The organism is Microbacterium sp. NPDC077644, from assembly GCF_040702785.1.
Lineage (GTDB): Bacteria > Actinomycetota > Actinomycetes > Actinomycetales > Microbacteriaceae > Microbacterium.
Genome location: NZ_JBFBME010000002.1, coordinates 76,725 through 94,145, shown reverse-complemented (window position 1 = coordinate 94,145; position 17,421 = coordinate 76,725). Strand labels below are relative to the sequence as shown.

Below are 17,421 nucleotides of genomic sequence, written 5' to 3'. Positions count from 1 at the left end.
AACAGGACTCAACTTTCAGGAGGCCCTCGTGGCAAACGACTTCAGCGACACCGGTGCCGGCTCGTTCGACGAGTTCCTGGCCCGGTATCTCGCGGGCGAGCAGGCCCGGCAGTCCCGGTCGATCGACCTCAGCCGGTTCCTCACCGCGCGCACGCAGCGCATCCTGCAGCGTGCCGGCCGCTTCGCCCTCGAGCGCGGCCAGACCGAGCTCGACGCGCTGCACGTGCTGCGCATGATCGTGGAGGACGACGCCGTCGCGCGTGCGATCGAGAACATCGGCGCAGATCCGGCGCAGATCATCCAGGCTGTCGAGTCCCGGCTGCCGCTGCCCGGAGAGCCCGCCGGCGTCGAGGCCGCGACGATCACCTCGAGCGCCAGCCGCGCGCTCTTCCACGCGTACCAGGTCGCCCGCTCCTCCGGCGCCACGTACATCGACCCCGAGCACGTCTTCTTCGCCCTCGTACTCGGGCAGGACGTGCCCGCGGGGCAGATCCTCGCCCGCGCCGGCGTCACGGCCGAGGCGCTCACCCAGGGCGTGCGCGACCATGTCACAGCTCCCGTCGGCGGCGACGAGGCCGGGGCAGAGGCGCCGGCCTCCGACTCGCCGATGCTCGACACCTACGGTCTCGACCTGACCGCCCGCGCCCGGGAGGGCGCCCTCGACCCCGTCATCGGCCGCGCCGACGAGATCGAGCAGACCATCGAGATCCTCAGCCGGCGCACCAAGAACAACCCGGTGCTCATCGGCGAGGCCGGCGTCGGCAAGACCGCGATCGTCGACGGCCTCGCCCAGGCGATCGTCGACGGCACGGTGCCGGCGCAGTTGAAGGATCGCCGCGTCGTCGCGCTCGACCTGCCCGCCATGCTCGCCGGAACCCGCTACCGCGGCGACTTCGAAGAGCGTCTGACCAAGACGATGGACGAGATCGCCGCCCGCAAGGACGAGATCATCGTCTTCATCGACGAGGTGCACACGGTCGTGGGCGCGGGCGGCGCCGGTGACGGTGCGATGGATGCCGGGAACATCCTCAAGCCCCGCCTCGCCCGCGGCGACCTGCACATGGTCGGTGCGACCACGCTCAAGGAGTACCGCCAGATCGAGAAGGATCCGGCGCTCGAGCGTCGCTTCCAGCCGGTCAAGGTCGAGGAGCCGTCGGCCTCGGATGCCGTTCTGATCCTCGAGGGTCTCCGCGGTGCGTACGAAGACCACCACAAGGTCGAGTACACGGATGCCGCGCTCCGCGCCGCCGTGACGATGAGCGCCCGCTATCTGCCCGACCGCGTGCTGCCCGACAAGGCGATCGACCTGATCGACCAGGCCGGGGCACGGCTGCGTCTGAAGCTCGGAGTGCCCGTCGACACGTCGGACCTCTTCGCCGAGCTCGCCGACCTCGAGGCGCGCAAGAACGCCGCCGTCTCCGCGGAGAAGTACGAGGAGGCGTCTCACCTGCGCGACGAGATCTCGGCGGTCCAGGCGCGCATCGACGCAGCATCCACCGGGCGCACCGACGACGCCGAGGCGATCGTCGACGAGCGCGAGATCGCCGAGGTGATCTCGCGTGCGACCGGCATCCCGGCCAGCCGCCTGACCGAGGGCGAGCGCGAGCGCCTCGCCGATCTCGAGACCGAGCTGCACGCCCGCGTGATCGGGCAGGACGACGCCGTCGCGGCTGTGGCCCGCGCCGTCCGTCGCAGCCGCACCGGCATGGGCGATGCCCGCCGTCCGGTCGGATCATTCCTGTTCCTCGGCCCGACCGGCGTCGGCAAGACCGAGCTCGCCAAGGCTCTCGCCGACCGCCTGTTCGACGACGAGAACGCCGTGACCCGCTTCGACATGAGCGAGTTCGGCGAGCGGCACACCGTCTCGCGGCTCGTCGGCGCTCCTCCCGGATACGTCGGCTTCGACGAGGCGGGGCAGCTCACCGAGCGCGTGCGGCGCAACCCGTACTCGATCGTGCTGTTCGACGAGATCGAGAAGGCGCACCCCGACGTGTTCAACCTGCTGCTGCAGGTGCTCGACGACGGGCGTCTCACCGACGGCCAGGGTCGCACGGTCGACTTCCGCAACACGGTGATCGTGATGACCTCGAACATCGGCTCGGAGTTCCTCGCCTCGCGCTCGGGCGCCCTCGGGTTCGTGTCGAGCTCGGATGCCTCGGCGAACGGCTTCGCGTCCGCGGCCGACCTGAAGGCCCGCGTCATGGGCAAGCTCCGTGAGGCGATGCGTCCGGAGTTCCTGAACCGCATCGACGAAATCGTGCTGTTCCAGAAGCTCTCGCGTGACGAGCTCGGGGAGATCGTCCGCCTGATGCTGGGCGCGACGACGGCGCGGCTCGCATCGCGGCAGATCGCCGTCGAGGTGACGGATGCCGCGGTCGAGTGGCTCGGCGAGCACGGCTACGAGCCCGAGTACGGGGCGCGGCCGCTGCGCCGCCTGATCCAGCGCGAGGTCGACGACCGCATCGCCGACCTGCTCGTGTCGGGGCAGCTCGCCGACGGCGGAGCCGTGCGGGTGGATGCCGCAGGCGACGAGCTCCGCGTCGAGGTGCCGGTGCTGGTCGGTTAGCGGGAGGAGTTCGCGGTGCGGCCGCGGACGATCCCGATGAACGTCTCGACGTCCTCCGTCGTACGATCTCGCAACCACGCGAGACCGACGGAGGACGTCGGCGCATCCAGGAGCGGCCGGTACCCGGCATCTTTGCGCTGGTGCAGGCGCGCGAGCGACATCGGCACGACGACGATGCCGACGCCCGACGCGGCCGTCGCGATCGCGTCGGCGGTCGTCGACAGCTGGGGAAACTTCGGCTCGACCGTCGCGAGCCCCAGCGGCCCGAGAACGTCGTCGGCCGGCGTGATCAGAACCTCCCCGGCGAGGTCGTCGGCTGTCAGCTCGTCGGCGGCCATCAGGTGCGATTCGGCGGATGCCACGACCACCGTGACCTCCTCGTACAGCGGGATCACGTGCAACTCGTCGGGGTCATCGACAGGGCGGCGGACGAGCGCGGCATCCAGCCCCTCCAGCGCCGCGCGCTGCGAGGCTGCCTCGATCGGCACGAGCTCGAGCGGGACCCGTGGCATCCGCTGCTTCCACGTGTCGATCCACTTGCCGGGTGTCGCCCCCGGAACTGCCCCGAGGCGGAAGGTGCGGGGCGGGGGAGCGTCGGATGCCATGTGTTTCAGGCTACTCGGACGTTCACACCGAGTTCACGGGGCAGACAGATTCTCTCTGCGCGCACGTCGCCGGGCCTGTCTTTGATCGTCACGTCGGCCGCTCTGCCGACCACCTCACCCTGCGCCCGCACCTTCGAAAGGTTCCCCCATGCAGTCCACCCTCAAGCGCGGTCTCGCGATCGCCGCCGGTCTAACCCTCGCCTTCGGTCTCTCGGCCTGTGCCGCCGGCACCGCGGACTCCGCCACCGACGGCTCCGACGAGGCGGCCGGAACGTTCGCCTCCGGCAACGAGGACACCCTCGTCTTCGCCGTCCTCCCCGACCACGAGGGCGCCGACCAGGACGCCCAGCCCATCGCCGACTGGATCGCCGAGATCACCGGCAAGAACGTCGAGTTCTTCCAGGCGACCGACTACACCGCCGTCGTGCAGGGCCTCGCCGCCGACCAGATCGACATCGCTCAGATCTCGGCATTCACCTACTTCCAGTCGCAGAACGCCGGCGCCGAGATCGAGCCGATCGGCGCGCAGATCACGCAGGAGGGCGCTGAGCCCGGCTACTACTCCGTCGCCGTGAAGAACCCGGCCGCGACCGATGTCTCCTCCCTCGAGGACTTCGCCGACCGTCCGGTCTGCTTCGTCAACCCGACCTCGACCTCGGGCTTCGCCGTTCCCATGGGTGGACTGCTCGAAGCAGGCGTCACCGTCTCGGAGGACAACCGCTTCTTCGGCGAGGAGCACGACCTCAACGCCCGCAAGGTCGCCGAGGGCACCGACTGCCAGGTCGGCTTCGCCCAGGACATCGACGCCGACCCGCTTATCGAGTCCGGTGAGCTCGAAGAGGTCACCCGCGTGCTCGTGCCCGCAGCTCCCATCGTCATGCAGGCCGCGCTCCCGCAGGACGTCAAGGACCAGCTGACCGAGGCCCTCGCCGACAGCACGCAGTCCGACCTGACCGACGCCGGCATCGAGCTCAACGAGTTCCTCACCGACGGCTGGTTCGGCTTCGGCAAGGTCGACGACGCGTACTACGACCTGATCCGCACGCTGTGCTCCGAGATCGCCGACGAGGTCGAGGCCTGCCGGGCCTGACCCCGCTCTCCGACCACGTAGACAGAGCCAGGAGCCACTGACATGACGAACAGCGACACCCCCGCCGTCCGGATCGCCGATCTGGGCAAGACCTACCCCGGAGCCAAGGCCCCGGCGCTCACGGGGGTGTCGCTGTCCGTCGAACCGGGGGAGATCGTCGTCCTGCTCGGGCTCTCGGGCTCGGGCAAGTCGACGCTCCTGCGTCACGTGAACGGACTCGAAGCTCCGACGGCGGGTTCGGTGGTCTCGCTCGGCGAGCGCGTCTCGGCCCTGCGCGGCCGCGACCTGCGCGCGCTCCGCGGCCGGATCGGCTTCATCTTCCAGCAGTTCGAGCTCGTGGGCGCGCTCACGGTGCTCGAGAACGTGCTCACGGGCGGGCTGTCGTCGCTGCGCGGCCCGCGCGTGGGCATCTTCACCTACCCGGGCGCCATGCGGGAGAAGGCGCTCGGGCACCTCGACCGCGTCGGGCTCCTCGAGTTCGCCTACCAGCGTGCCGACCAGCTCTCCGGCGGCCAGCAGCAGCGCGTGGCGATCGCGCGCGCCCTGATGCAGGACCCCGAGATCCTGCTCGCCGACGAACCCGTCGCCTCGCTCGACCCGGAGTCGAGCGGCCAGGTCATGTCGCTCATCCGCGAGATCGCCGCCGAGCGGTCGCTGACGGTCATCTGCTCGCTGCACCAGGTCGACCTCGCCCTCAGCTGGGGCGATCGCATCGTCGGCCTCCGCGCCGGCGAGGTCGTGCTCGACACCCGCACCGAAGGCCTCAGCCGCGAGCAGGTCATGGAGATCTACGGTCGCGTCGCGACCACGACTGGCGAGATCGAGGCCCTCGAGGAGGAACTCGCCGAGGCCCGCGAGCAGATCCGCGAACGCGAGGCCGAGCGCACCGCCGCACGCGAGCGCCTCGCCGAGGACTTCGCGAACGAGGAGCCCGCGTGACCACCGTCGCCTCGCGCCCGGCGCCCGCGCTCGCCGAACGCATCGCGAACGTGCCGCGCCCGGCACCGCGCCTGTCGACCGTCGTCTCGTACGGGGTCATCATCGCGATCCTCGCCTTCGGCGTCTGGTCGTTCATCGGCCTCGACTACAGCCTGAAGAGCCTCGACACGACCGGCAAGAACATCGCCCGGTTCCTCGGCATGGCAACGCCCATGCAGTGGCCGGGCTGGGAGGTCACCGGTGAGCGCCTCGCCGACGGGACGACGGCGTACGTGACGACCTGGGTCGGCTTCGAGCCGATCTGGGAGATGTTCCTCACGATCGTCATCACTCTCGCGCTCGTCATCGCCGGTACCGCGCTCGCCGCCGTCCTCTCGGTGCCCGTCGCGTACGGCGCGGCCCGCAACACGACGCCGCACGCGCTCGTGCTGGCGGTGTGCCGCGGCATCGGCGTCATCGCCCGAGCCGTCCCCGACATCGTGTTCGTCGTGATCTTCGCGTTCCTGTGGTTCAACTCGGGAACCCTGCCGGCGATCGCCGCGATCGGCCTGCACTCCGTCGGCATGATCTCGAAGATGTTCGCGGACGCCATCGAGCAGATCGACGAGGGCCCGCGGCTCGCGATCCGGTCGGCCGGCGGCTCGAAGTCGCAGGAGTTCTGGTCGGGTGTCGTGCCGCAGGTGCTGCCCGCCTGGGTCGCCGTCACGCTGCACCGCGCCGACATCAATCTGCGCGGCACCGTCATCCTCGGTGTCGTGGGCGTCGTCGGCATCGGCTACGAGCTCGACGAGGCCCTGCACGGCGGACCGGCGGGCATGCGCCGCGTCATCCCGCTCGTGGTCATCATCATCGTGCTGTGCGTGCTGTTCGAGATCGTGTCGTCGCTGCTGCGTACGCGTCTTCTCGGCGTCCAGCCCACCGGCAGGGGACTCGGCGACACGGTCGCGCGGGCCGTCTCGCGTCGCCAGGCGGGCGAGGCGGATGCCGTGAGCGCGGCCACGATCCGGACGCTCGACCCCAACGCCCGTATCGAGGCGGCCATGCACCGGCCCTGGGACCGCAACCGCCTCGGCAACACGCTGTGGATCTGGATCGGCGTGCTCGTGGTCGTCGCGGCGTTCGTGTACACCGCGCCCGACGTGACGAAGATGCTCGCGCCGTCGTGGAACGAACTCGTCGACCCGGAGCGCGATCGTGCGATCTGGCCGCCGCACTTCGGCAGCCGCAGCTGGGCGGACGTCATGGCAGCCGTCATCACGACCATCCAGATCGCGTTCGCCGCGACGCTCATGGGCGCGATCATCTCAGCCGTTGTCGGGCCTCTCTCGGCACGCAACGTCGCCCCGAACAGCTGGGTGCGCAACTTCTTCCGCGGCGTCGCGCTCGTGATCCGTGCGATTCCGGATCTCGTCGTCGCCATCCTGTTCATCATCGCGGCCGGCATCGGACCGCAGGCCGGCGCCCTGGCGCTCGGCATCGGAGGCGTGGGCCTGCTCGCCAAGCTCATCGGCGATTCGATGGAAGAGGTGCCGAACGGCCCGGAACGCGCCCTGGCCGCCGGCGGAAGCACCCGCACCCAGGTGCTCTTCTCCTCGACGATGCCGATGTCGGTGCCCGCGATGGTCAGCCACCTCATGTACCTGCTCGAGCAGAACATCCGCTCGGCGACGCTGCTCGGCATCGTCGGAGCCGGCGGTATCGGCTTCCTGCTGCTGAACGCGCTGCAGGGGCGTCACTTCGACGAGGTGCTCGCCTACGTGCTCGTGATCATCGGCATGGTCGTGCTCGTCGAGAGCGCGTCGATCCTCATCCGCCGCGCACTGAAGTAGAGACGCGGGTGGGGAGCGCCCGGTGTGTGTGCGAGCTGACACTTGTCAGCCTGGATCACAGTTGTTGGCGTCTAATAGTGTTTCTGGGCTGACAACTGTGATCCACGCTGACGCGTGTGGGGCCTGCGTTCGCGATCAGGCCGCCAGCCACAGCCCCTTGCGGTCGGTGGCGATGCGGAGCCCCGCAGCGACCGTCTCGTCGTCGCCGATCTTCGCTCCACGCGCGATGCGCGCCCCCGCGCCGATGTCGGTGCGGACGCCGATGTGCGCCCCGTCTCCGACTGCGGCGCCCTGGCCGATGTGCGCATGGGCGTCGATGTACGCGTTCTCGCCGATCACGGCATCCGGTTCGATCCACGCCCCGCGGACCACTCGGGCTCCCGCGCCGACGCGGGCTCCCGGTTCGATATAGGCGCCGACCTCGACAACGGCCTTCGGATGCACCTTCGCGCCATGCGCGACGAGACCGCGGCCGTTGACGTGCTTGCGGTAACGCAGCGTCGTGCCCTGGTCGTCCTCGATATCGATGTAGTTCTTACCCAAGATTCCTCCCAGTCCGGAACTTCCCGGATATATCAACAACCACGGGAGTGCGCTTTTCATTCCCTGACGGGGATGAGCGGTCGTTGAGCCTTGTCGCAGGCTCAGCGCTGGCAGTTCGGGCACCAGAAGGTGACGCGTTCGCGGGTCGGATCGGCCCCCTGCGCGCCGCGTCTGATAAGGGTTCCGCAACGGCGGCAGGGACGATCCGCCCGGCCGTAGACCCACGTCGTCCGACCGGGCCTGTTCACTCCGGTGAACGTGCGATCCGGCCGGTCGCGGTTGGCGCGGATCGTGCGCGCGCCGAGGGTGATGAGTGCGGCCGTGTCGACCTCGGCAGCCGGTGTCGTCGGCAGGATTCCGCGCAGGAACAGCAGCTCAGCGGCGTATTCGTTGCCGAAACCCGCGACGTTGCGCTGATCGAGCAGGGCGACGTGGATGCTGCGGGCGTCGCGGCTCACGCGTGCGGCTGCTTCCGCGGCATCCCAGTCCTTTCCGAGCGGGTCGGGGCCAAGATGTCCCACGACCTCGTCCTCGTCGCTCGTGCGCACGAGCTCGATGTCGGCGATGTCGACGCCGACGGCTTCGCGCTCGGCGGTGCCGACGATCGCGCGAACCTTGAAGGCCGGATGCCGCCACCTCTCACCGGGACGGTAGACGAACCAGGCGCCGTCCATGCGCAGATGCGAATGCAGCGTGTACTCGCCGACGCGCAGGAGGAGGTGCTTGCCGCGTGGGACGCAGCCGTGGATCATCTCGCCGGTGAGGTCGGCGGTCGCTGCCTTCGGAACGCGGAGGTCGAAACGGGTGACCTCCTGCCCCGCGAGCGCGTCGTCGAGACGCCGTGCGGTGCGGAAGACGGTGTCGCCCTCAGGCACGCGGACTCGCTGGGGGCGGAGGTGGTGCGGGCGGGGTCGCATTCGGCTGCGTTCCTGCTGGGACGCCGGCCGCTTGCGACCCCTGGCCGGGGGTATCAGCGCTGGCCTCCGCCGGAGGGGGCGTAGATGGTTGGGTTCGCGGCGTCTCGGCCACCGTTTGCGACCCCTGACCGCCGGCGGCGGCGCGTCGACGCAGATCGTGTGCGAGCAGCGTCGAGCCCGCGACCGCGGCGGGCATCGTGACGATCGCTCCGAACGGCACGAGGAAGCACAGCTGCGTCGCCACGCCGAAGCCGATGACACGGGCTCGGCCCGTGCGCAGCATCCCGGATCGCGAATGTCCCGTCACGCCGCGCGCGTCGAACGCGCGGCCGGTGAGCTCGCGGGCGAGCAGGCGACCGTTGAGGATGACGCCGATGACGGATGCCGTCACCCCGCCGACCACCGGGATGAACCCGATCACGAGGGTGAGCAGGGCGACGAGGAGTCCCATCGTGATGAGCCGGACGCCCTCGCCGACGGTCGACCAGAAGCCCGACTCGCCGGTCGGCTCCTCGCCGAGCGAGCGCTCGACGCCCTTCCAGATCCGCTGGTAGAACGGGTCGCCGATCGTCAGGGTGAGGGCCGTGAAGACCGCGGCCGAGAGCGCGAGAGCCGCGACGACGATCACGGCGCCGAGGCCGAACCGCAGGATGCCTTGCCACGGCTCGACCCAGCGATCGGCGAACGGCGTCATCCAGTCGGTGATGTCGCCGAGCCAGATCAGCAGCGGAATGATCGCGGCCAGCAGAACCGCCCAGGCGATGAACGCGGGGATGAGGCCGAGAGCCAGGAGCCTCGTGTGCGACTTCCACATGCGGAACCCGCGCAGCAGCGTGCCGACTCCGGCGGCGAACTCGCGCATCATGAGTCCAGCGTAGGCGTGCCGATGTCGGACATCGCCCTGCCTACAGCGCCTTGCGCAGGGTGAAGCCGCGCGGGGTCGCGACGAAGCCGGCCTCCTGCAGGGCCGTCGCGAACGGGGTGCCGTAGATCGGCTCGCCGTTGATCTTCTCGACGGTGAGGGTGTCGAGGCGCCTGGCGCGTGCGGTGGTGACGAGATCGGATGCCGCGGCACGCAGCGCCTCCGGGTCGTCAGCGAACGCGAGCACCGTACGACCGCCGCGTTCGAGGTAGAGCACGAGCGCGCCGTCGACGAGGACGACGAGCCCGCCGGCCTTGCGGCCGGGGCGATGCGACACGCCCTCGCGCCGGGGCCACGCGAGCGCCGCGCCATACGGGTTCGCGGGATCCGTCGCCGCGAGGGTGATCGCGCGCTGCGGGGCGGGGTCGGGCAGGTTCGCGAAGGTGCGCAGACGGTCGACCGTCGTGGATGCCGCGAACTGCGCGGCGCCCAGCTTCTCGATGACGTAGCCGCGGCGGCAGTGACCAGCCTCCTCGAAGCCGGCGAGGATGCGGTAGGCCTGGGCGAAGCCGCCCGGAGTCCCCTCGGACTGCACGGCGCCGCGAGTGACGACCCCGTAGCGGTCGAGGAGGAGCCCTGCCGAGACGGTCGCCCTGCGGTTCGCCGCCGCGCCGCTGTCTGCCCGGTCGGTCGTCAGCAGCGACCACCGCCCGCCCGTCGCGGTCGGTCGCGGGGGCGCGGTCGACCCGCCGCTGAACGACACGCTCCCCAGCGACACCCCGCGGAACGTTCGCGTGCGCGGTGCTCGTCGGACGGACTTGTGCGCCTGCGATCCGCCGGCGAGCAGAGTGCGCACCGGCGCGAAGGTGTCGTTGGTCACCCGTCCCGCCCATGTCAGATTCCACAGCGCCTCGAGCGCGGACTGCTCGTTCTCCGCCCCTGCCATCTCCTTGAGCTGCGCGGCGAAGTACGCACCGCCATGGCCGAGTGCCTCCAACAGAGCGCGCTCCAGGTCGCCGCCCGCGCCCGATGCAGAGTCGTCGGGAGTCTCCGGGATCGGCAGGGTGAACGGCGCCAGATCGGCGGGATGCAGCGACACCCAGCCGTCGCGTCCCGGCAGCGTGCCGTGTCCGGCCCAGACGACTTCGCCGCTGGAGGTCAGTTCATCGAGCATCGCGGGGGAGTAGTCCCGGACCCGCGACGGCAGCACGAGTGACTCCCACGCGCTTGCCGGGATCGGCACGCCGGCGAGCTGCTCGACCACGGCAAGCACGCCGTCTACGCCCTCGAGCGGACGTGCCAGATGCTGCCAGTCGGGCAGGAATCGGGCGTACGCCTCGGGGGCCACGGGCTCGACGCTGCCGCGGATCGCTGCGAGCGAGCGCATCCGGAGGCGTCGCAGCACCTCGGTGTCGCACCACTCGTTCTCCGTCGCACTGCCTGCGGCGTCGGGCAGGAAGTAGCCGCTCGTGATGCGCCCGGCCTGCTCGAGCCGCTGCAGCGTGTGCCGCGCGACGGCGGCTCCGAGACCGAAACGCGTGGCGACGGCGTTCGTCGTGAAGGGGCCGTGCGTGCGCGCGTGACGCGAGACGAGGTCGCCGAGCGGATCGGCGACGGGCTCGAGGAACGCGACGGGGATGCCGGTGGGCAGGGCCGCGCCGAGGGCGTCGCGCAGGCGCCCCGCGTCTTCGATCGCGGCGATGCGGGATGCGCCGGCGATCGTGACGGGGATCGCGCGGCGGGCGGAGATCAGGGCGTCGAGGTGGGCGGAGGCCGTCCCCGATCCCAGACGATCCGAGTCTTGTGCGGCGTGCTGAGGCCCCGACACGCCGTCAGCGACCGAGCTTGTCTGGGATTCGGGACCGTCCGGCTCGAGGCGCGCGGCGACCTCGGCGGCGTCGAGCGGACCGAGCGTGCGGAGCAGATCGGCGACACCCTCGAGTCCGCGGGCACGACGCGACGGATCGAGCCGCTGGGCCTCGCGCTCGAACTGCGCGATGACCTCGGGATCGAGCAGTTCGCGCATCTCGACGGTGCCGAGCAGCTCGCCCAGCAGCGCCGGGTCCACCGACAGCGCGGCGGCCCGGCGCTCGGCGAGCGGCGAGTCGCCCTCGTACATGAACGCGCCGACGTAGCCGAACAGCAGATCGCGCGCGTATGGCGAGGGCTGCGCGGGTTCGGTCTCGACCAGTCGCACGCGGCGCTCGGCGATCGCGGTGGTGAGCCTGCGCAGCGACGGCAGATCGTAGACGTCCTGCAACACCTCGCGCAGGGTCTCCAGGATCACCGGGAACGTCGGATGCCGCCGCGCGACCTCGAGCAGCTGCGCCGACCGCTGCCGCTGCTGCCACAGGGGCGTCCGCTTGTTCGGATTCATCCGCGGCATGAGCAGCGCTCGCGCGGCGCACTCTCGGAACCGTGAGGCGAACAGCGCCGACCCGCCGACCTCGTCCGTGACGATCTGCTCCAGCTCGTCGGCGTCGAACACGAACAGCTCGGCGCCGGGCGGCTCGGCGTCGGCATCCGGAATCCGGACGATGATGCCGTCGTCGCTCGCGACAGCCGAACCGTCGACACCCAGGCGCTCGCGGACGCGGGCGTTGATGGCCAGCGCCCATGGCGCGTGCACCTTCATGCCGTAGGGGGAATGCAGGATGACCCGCCAGTCGCCGACCTCGTCGCGCCCGCGCTCGACGGTCAGGTTACGGTCGGTCGGCAGCGTGCCGGTGGCCTCGCGCTGCTCCTTCAGATGCGCCAGTAGATTGGTGCGGGCCTGCTCGTCGAGCCCAGCGTCGATCAGGCGCTGCGCGGCCTTCTCCGCAGGCGCGGCATCCACTTCGCGGGAGAAAGCGCCGAGCGCCTCACCGAGCTCGTACGGGCGGCCGATGCCGTCGCCGTGCCAGAACGGCACCTTGCCCGGCTGCCCGTACGCGGGCAGCACGTTCACACGATCGTGCGTGATCTCGGCGATCCGCCAACTCGTCGTGCCGAGAGTGAAGACATCGCCGACGCGGGATTCGTAGACCATCTCCTCGTCGAGCTCGCCGACCCGGCGGCCGGCACCCTCGCCTGCGACGAAGACGCCGAAGAGCCCGCGGTCGGGGATCGTGCCGCCGCTCGTGACCGCGATCCGCTGCGCGCCGGGGCGGCCCGTCAGTGTGCCGGCATCCCGGTCCCACACGAGGCGCGGGCGGAGCTCGGCGAACTCGTCGGACGGGAACCGGCCCGCCAGCAGGTCGAGGGTCGCTTCGAACGCGGACCGCGGAAGCGACTGGAACGGTGCAGACCGCCGAACCGTCTCGAACCAGTCCTCGACGCTGATGGCGCCCTGCGCGCAGGCGGCGACGGTCTGCTGCGCGAGGATGTCGAGCGGATTGCGCGGCACGGCGATCGCCTCGATCTTGCCCGCCAGCATCCGCTCCGTGACGATCGCGGTGTGCAGCACGTCTCCGCGGTGCTTCGGGAAGAGCGCGGCGCGACTCACTTCGCCGACCTGGTGGCCTGCCCGACCGACGCGCTGCAGACCGGATGCCGCGGACGGCGGCGCCTCGACCTGGATCACGAGATCGACAGCGCCCATGTCGATGCCGAGCTCGAGGCTGCTCGTCGCGACGACGCAGCGCAGGACGCCGGACTTGAGCTCCTCCTCGACGAGGGCCCGCTGCTCCTTCGAGACCGATCCGTGGTGCGCCTTGGCGAGCACGGGATCGGCGCCGGCCGTGGAGCCGGCCTGGGCCATCATGGCGGCCGGAGGCGCCGATGCGTCGGGGAGGGGAACCCCGATGCGTTCGGAGTAGATCTCGTTGAGCCTGCCGGTGAGGCGCTCGGCGAGGCGGCGGGAGTTCGAGAACACGATCGTGGAGTTGTTCTCGAGGATGCGGTCGACGATCGCCTCTTCGACGTGCGGCCAGACCGATCCGGTGACTTCGGTGTACTCGGCCGCTTCGCCATCTGCCGACGGTGCGCCCGGGGGCGGAGGCGGATTCGTCATGTCGTCCATGGGGACGGACACCGACAGCTCGAACGTCTTCGAGGCCGTCGGCGCCACGATCTCGACCGGCGCCGACCCGCCCAGGAATCGGGCGACCTCGTCGATGGGACGGACGGTCGCCGACAGCCCGATGCGCTGAGCCGGGGCATCCGCCCCTGCTGCGCGCCGTAGCGCGTCGAGGCGCTCGAGGCTCACGGCGAGATGCGCGCCGCGCTTTGTGGCGGCGACCGCGTGCACTTCGTCGATGATCACGGTGTGCACGCCGCGCAGGGTGTCGCCCGCCCGGCTCGTGAGCATCAGATACAGCGACTCGGGCGTCGTGATGAGGATGTCCGGCGGGTTCGCGACGAGCTTGCGCCGGTCGCTCGAGGTCGTGTCTCCCGAGCGGACGCCTACGGTGACGCCGGGGGCGTGGATGCCGAGGCGGCGAGCCGACTGGCCGATGCCGACCAGCGGCGAGCGGAGGTTGCGCTCGACGTCGACGCCGAGCGCCTTGAGGGGAGAGATGTAGAGGATGCGGGTGCCTGTGCTGTCTGCGGCATCCGCCTTCTCGCGGAAGACACTGTCGATCGCCCAGAGGAACGCCGACAGAGTCTTGCCAGAACCGGTCGGGGCCACGACGAGAGCGTGCTTGCCGGCCGAGATCGCGTCCCACGCACCGGCCTGCGCGTTCGTGGGCGCGGCGAACGCACCCCGGAACCAGTCCTGCGTCGCCGGGGTGAAGCGATCGAGAACGCGGTGCGCTGAGCCTGTCGAAGAGTCACCCACATGTCCATCTTCGTGCAGGCGTCCGACATGCGCTCTCGACAATGTCCGCGGCCTGGTGGATGGTGGTGTCATGGCGGAGCACACGACCAACTACCGGGGCACCTTCATCGAGGTCTCCGACGACTGCCCGATCGAGCACGGAGCCGAGCCGCCGATCGCAGAGAACCTGTCGATCGCCGCGCTGCACTACCGGCTCATCTCCGAGAAGCCCTACGGCCGCACCTCCGACGACGTCATCTTCGAGACGCATGCGCTGCGCAAGGGCATCGATCCCGACGACGTCGACGCCAGGGCTGAGTTCTTCTCGAAGGGTCAGCCGTGCCTGCGGTCCTCACCGCTCGGCAAGCGGTACGGCTGGGGCACGCATCACGACGCGGAGGGGCGCGTCGCCCTGGTGCCGCGGGATTCCGAGGAGTACGCGGCGCTCGCCGCCGACCCCGCTCTCGCACACACCAGGGCGATGCGCAGCAGCCGCGCTAAGTAGTCGGCGCCACGACCTCGGTCAGGCGCCCGTCGGCATCGAGCTCAAGGGTGAGATCGAGGTCGAGCCGGGCGAGGAACGCGTCGTCATGACTGACGACGAGCACGGCGCCGCGGTAGGCGCGCAGCGCCTCGACGACCTGGTCGACCGTGTCGAGGTCGAGGTTGTTCGTCGGCTCGTCCAGGACGACGAGGTGCGGAGCAGGGTCGGCGAGAAGCAGCGTCGCCAGAGCCGTGCGGAAGCGCTCGCCGCCTGACAGGGTGTCCACCGGTCGGTCGGTCGCATCACCTCGGATGAGGAACCGGGCGAGCCTGTTGCGCAGGTCCTTCTCGGGGATGTCCGGTGCGGCCAGCGCCACGTTCTCGATCACCGATCGCGACTCGTCGAGCCCGTCGATCCTCTGCGGCAGGTAGCCGATGCGGTCGGTGTGCGCCGTCGCTTCGACGCTCCCGTCTCCGCCGCCCGCCACCAGCCGCTGCAGGAGCGTGGTCTTGCCGACGCCGTTGCCGCCGATGAGTGCGACGCGCTCCGGACCCTGGATGACCCAGGATCTCTCGGCGTCGCCGATCGTCGCGATGCGGCGGCTGCGCGACACCTCGGGATCGGGGAGCTCGATCTTCATCGAAGCGTCGCCGCGCACCCGCCGCCCTGCCGCATCGAGCGCGTCGCGCGCGATGCTCTCCTTCTCGGCGACCTCGGTGCGCAGCCTTCCGGCCGACACCTGCGCGGCCATCTTCCGCCCGTTGGCGATGATCTTGGGCACCCGCTTCTCCACATAGGCCTTGTTCGCGACCCTGGCGCGTCCGGCGAGTTTGGTCTCCGCCTCGATGCGCTGCCGCTTCTCCTTCTTGAACGCCTGCTTCGCGTCGCGTTCGGCCTGCACGGCGGCGCCCTGCTCGGCATCCAGCCAGGCCCGCCATTCCGAATACGGTCCGCCGAACACCGTCAGCTCGTGCGCGTACAGCTCGGCGGTCGCATCCATCAGCTCGAGAAGCGCCACGTCGTGACTGACGACGATGAGCGTGCCCTTCCAGGAGCGCACCATCGCCGCGAGCTTCGCCCTGGCGTCCCGGTCGAGGTTGTTCGTCGGCTCGTCGAGCAGCGTGATCGGCGCGCGGCGCAGGCGGATGCCGGCGATCGCGACGAGTACCGCCTCGCCGCCTGACAGCTCCCCGACCCGACGATCGAGGAACGTCGGATCGAGTCCTGCTTCGGCCAGCGCCGCCTGCGCGCGCGCCTCGATGTCCCAGTCGTCTCCGACGGCGTCGAAGTGCGCGGCATCCACGTCGCCACCCGCGATGGCGCGGACGGCGTCGAGCGCCTCAGCGATGCCGAGCAGATCGGCCACCCGCCGACCGGTGTCGAGCGTTAGTCGCTGCGGCAGGTAGGCGACGTCGCCCGAGGTCGTGAGCGCCCCGGACGTCGGTGCCAGGTCACCGGCGATCAGGCGCAGCAGCGTGGACTTGCCGGAGCCGTTGCGGCCCACGAGTCCTGTGCGCCCGGCGCCGAACGAACCGTCCACGCCGGCGAGGGCCGTGGATCCGTCCGGCCAGGTGAAGGTGAGTCGGTCGAGGGTGACCGAGGAATGAAGGGTCGAGGTCTGCATGCGTGTCTCCGTGGTGTGCGGGTGCACTGGCACCGGTCGCCCATTGACGCCGAGAAACGGCGGAGGCGGAACCGCAGGGGAAGGAGTCGTGTCAGCGCGCGGAAAGATGGGCGCGGGAGCGACGACTCAGATCAATGAACTTCCAAACACGGCGGACAGGACTCGTTGATGCTACCCGGGCGTGTCGCATCGCGCAACACCCGGGCGTGTCGGATCTCCGCCGTGAGGCGGATGCCGTCGCCGACGTATCGCCGTACCGTGGAGACATGGGCGACGAGCAGATGAGCGGTCACGAGGTCCGTCAGCGGATGAGCTGGGGGATCGGAATCGCTCTCGGCATGGGCGTCGGCGTCGCGATGGGCTCCGCGCTGGACAACATGGGCGTGGGGATCGCGATCGGCATCGCCATCGGGATCGCATTCGCCATCGCGTTCGGTGCAGCCGGGAGTCGGCGGCGTCCCGCGGATGACGATGGGGATGCCGACGCGGAGGAGCCGGAAGACGATCAGACCGGCGGCGACGAACCGGACTCAGCTCGCTGAGTCGTCCCGCCACTTCTCGAGGAACACCCGCACGTCGGCGAGTTCTTCCTCCGAGACGCTGTGGGTGAGGCCGGGGTAAACGCGGCCGGTGAGCTCGGCATGATCGGGGAGCCACTGCGACGTGTGGTCGATGAGCGGCTGCGGGATGACGTCGTCGTGGGTGCCGCGACCCCAGAAGACGCGCGGCCTCGTCGTCCGGATTTCCTCGTCGCCCGGGAGGTCGCCCGGGGTCGCGTACCCGCTCAGCGCGACGATCGCACCGAAGCGCCCAGCATCCAGCCGCATCGCCTGCAGAGACACCGCGGCGCCCTGCGAGAAGCCGAGCAGCGCGATCTTCGGGGCAGCGGCGGCGTGGTCGTCGAGCCAGCGCAGCAGCGCCTCGGCCGCGGATGTTGTCGCGGCGGGACTCCGACCCTCGAGGCCCTCGATGGGATACCAGGACCGGCCCGACATCGGGAACGGCGGGGTGAGGGGTGCCGCGACCGAAGCGACCGCGATCCCCTCGGGGAGGAACGGACGCAGCGCGAACAGGTCGTTCTCATCCGACCCGTACCCGTGCAGCAGTACGAGCAGCGGCAGGCCGGCGCGGTCCGCCGGCGCCCAGCGCGTGGCATCCGCATCGATCATCAGGGAGTCGCTCACGCGTCCATCCTGCCAGCGCAGACCGACACTGGTAGAAATG

General features: G+C 70.4%; 13 protein-coding genes. 6 read left to right on the top strand and 7 right to left on the bottom strand.

Annotated elements, in window-relative coordinates; all coding sequences use genetic code 11:
* Window positions 1–28 precede the first annotated feature (28 nt).
* Window positions 29–2,566 carry an ATP-dependent Clp protease ATP-binding subunit gene (locus tag AB0269_RS07355; protein WP_366210598.1) on the top strand — a complete coding sequence of 846 codons (2,538 nt, stop codon included), beginning with the start codon at window positions 29–31 and terminating at the stop codon, window positions 2,564–2,566.
* Here the strand turns inward: AB0269_RS07355 and AB0269_RS07350 are convergent.
* Window positions 2,563–3,171, bottom strand: coding sequence for a LysR substrate-binding domain-containing protein (locus AB0269_RS07350; protein ID WP_366210597.1), 609 nt, complete (start codon window positions 3,169–3,171; stop codon window positions 2,563–2,565). The two genes, AB0269_RS07355 and AB0269_RS07350, sit on opposite strands and share 4 nt — an antisense overlap.
* Before the next feature lie 148 nt (window positions 3,172–3,319).
* On the opposite strand from AB0269_RS07350, the gene AB0269_RS07345 reads away from it, so the two are divergent.
* The 3 genes from AB0269_RS07345 to AB0269_RS07335 are packed head-to-tail and all read left to right on the top strand — an operon-like array spanning window position 3,320 to window position 7,029.
* Window positions 3,320–4,261 (top strand): PhnD/SsuA/transferrin family substrate-binding protein, encoded by a 942-nt coding sequence (locus AB0269_RS07345; RefSeq protein ID WP_366210596.1) that lies wholly within the window; start codon window positions 3,320–3,322, stop codon window positions 4,259–4,261.
* Window positions 4,262–4,303: 42 nt separating this feature from the next.
* Window positions 4,304–5,200 (top strand): phosphonate ABC transporter ATP-binding protein, encoded by an 897-nt coding sequence (gene phnC, locus AB0269_RS07340; RefSeq protein ID WP_366210595.1) that lies wholly within the window; start codon window positions 4,304–4,306, stop codon window positions 5,198–5,200.
* Window positions 5,197–7,029, top strand: coding sequence for an ABC transporter permease subunit (locus AB0269_RS07335; RefSeq protein ID WP_366210594.1), 1,833 nt, complete (start codon window positions 5,197–5,199; stop codon window positions 7,027–7,029). The genes phnC and AB0269_RS07335 overlap by 4 nt, the downstream gene beginning before the upstream one ends.
* 135 nt (window positions 7,030–7,164) lie before the next feature.
* Here AB0269_RS07335 and AB0269_RS07330 read toward each other — a convergent pair whose 3' ends face one another.
* The 4 genes from AB0269_RS07330 to AB0269_RS07315 all read right to left on the bottom strand — a co-directional run bounded on the left by AB0269_RS07330 (window position 7,165) and on the right by AB0269_RS07315 (window position 14,110).
* A complete protein-coding gene (locus tag AB0269_RS07330; RefSeq protein WP_227529377.1) occupies window positions 7,165–7,572 on the bottom strand; it encodes a transferase in 408 nt (135 codons plus the stop codon).
* Window positions 7,573–7,673: 101 nt separating this feature from the next.
* The gene (locus AB0269_RS07325) at window positions 7,674–8,447 is read right to left on the bottom strand and encodes a DNA-formamidopyrimidine glycosylase family protein (protein ID WP_366210593.1); all 774 of its coding nucleotides are present in this window, start codon (window positions 8,445–8,447) and stop codon (window positions 7,674–7,676) included.
* Window positions 8,440–9,354 carry an EI24 domain-containing protein gene (locus tag AB0269_RS07320; protein ID WP_366210592.1) on the bottom strand — a complete coding sequence of 305 codons (915 nt, stop codon included), beginning with the start codon at window positions 9,352–9,354 and terminating at the stop codon, window positions 8,440–8,442. Before AB0269_RS07320 ends, AB0269_RS07325 begins: the two co-directional genes overlap by 8 nt.
* A 40-nt stretch (window positions 9,355–9,394) precedes the next feature.
* Window positions 9,395–14,110 carry a DEAD/DEAH box helicase gene (locus AB0269_RS07315; protein ID WP_366210591.1) on the bottom strand — a complete coding sequence of 1,572 codons (4,716 nt, stop codon included), beginning with the start codon at window positions 14,108–14,110 and terminating at the stop codon, window positions 9,395–9,397.
* A 70-nt stretch (window positions 14,111–14,180) separates the two neighbouring features.
* Between AB0269_RS07315 and AB0269_RS07310 the strand changes: the two genes are divergently transcribed.
* Complete coding sequence (locus AB0269_RS07310) at window positions 14,181–14,594, top strand: DUF6157 family protein (RefSeq protein ID WP_366210590.1); 414 nt, start codon at window positions 14,181–14,183, stop codon at window positions 14,592–14,594.
* Here the strand turns inward: AB0269_RS07310 and AB0269_RS07305 are convergent.
* Complete coding sequence (locus tag AB0269_RS07305) at window positions 14,587–16,197, bottom strand: ATP-binding cassette domain-containing protein (RefSeq protein ID WP_366210589.1); 1,611 nt, start codon at window positions 16,195–16,197, stop codon at window positions 14,587–14,589. The genes AB0269_RS07310 and AB0269_RS07305 overlap by 8 nt on opposite strands.
* A 206-nt stretch (window positions 16,198–16,403) precedes the next feature.
* On the opposite strand from AB0269_RS07305, the gene AB0269_RS07300 reads away from it, so the two are divergent.
* Entirely contained in the window at window positions 16,404–16,739 is a 336-nt protein-coding gene (locus AB0269_RS07300) for a hypothetical protein (RefSeq protein WP_366210588.1), read from the top strand.
* Here the strand turns inward: AB0269_RS07300 and AB0269_RS07295 are convergent.
* A complete protein-coding gene (locus AB0269_RS07295) occupies window positions 16,728–17,381 on the bottom strand; it encodes an alpha/beta hydrolase-fold protein (RefSeq protein ID WP_366210587.1) in 654 nt (217 codons plus the stop codon). The genes AB0269_RS07300 and AB0269_RS07295 overlap by 12 nt on opposite strands.
* Between the last annotated feature and the right edge of the window lie 40 nt (window positions 17,382–17,421).

Bases quoted from the DNA above. Each gene is read 5' to 3' on its own strand.
- AB0269_RS07345 (WP_366210596.1), top strand. From the start codon at position 3,320: ATGCAGTCCACCCTCAAGCGCGGTCTCGCGATCGCCGCCGGTCTAACC.
- AB0269_RS07310 (WP_366210590.1), top strand. From the start codon at position 14,181: ATGGCGGAGCACACGACCAACTACCGGGGCACCTTCATCGAGGTCTCC.
- phnC (WP_366210595.1), top strand. From the start codon at position 4,304: ATGACGAACAGCGACACCCCCGCCGTCCGGATCGCCGATCTGGGCAAG.
- AB0269_RS07320 (WP_366210592.1), bottom strand. From the start codon at position 9,354: ATGATGCGCGAGTTCGCCGCCGGAGTCGGCACGCTGCTGCGCGGGTTC.
- AB0269_RS07305 (WP_366210589.1), bottom strand. From the start codon at position 16,197: ATGCAGACCTCGACCCTTCATTCCTCGGTCACCCTCGACCGACTCACC.
- AB0269_RS07350 (WP_366210597.1), bottom strand. From the start codon at position 3,171: ATGGCATCCGACGCTCCCCCGCCCCGCACCTTCCGCCTCGGGGCAGTT.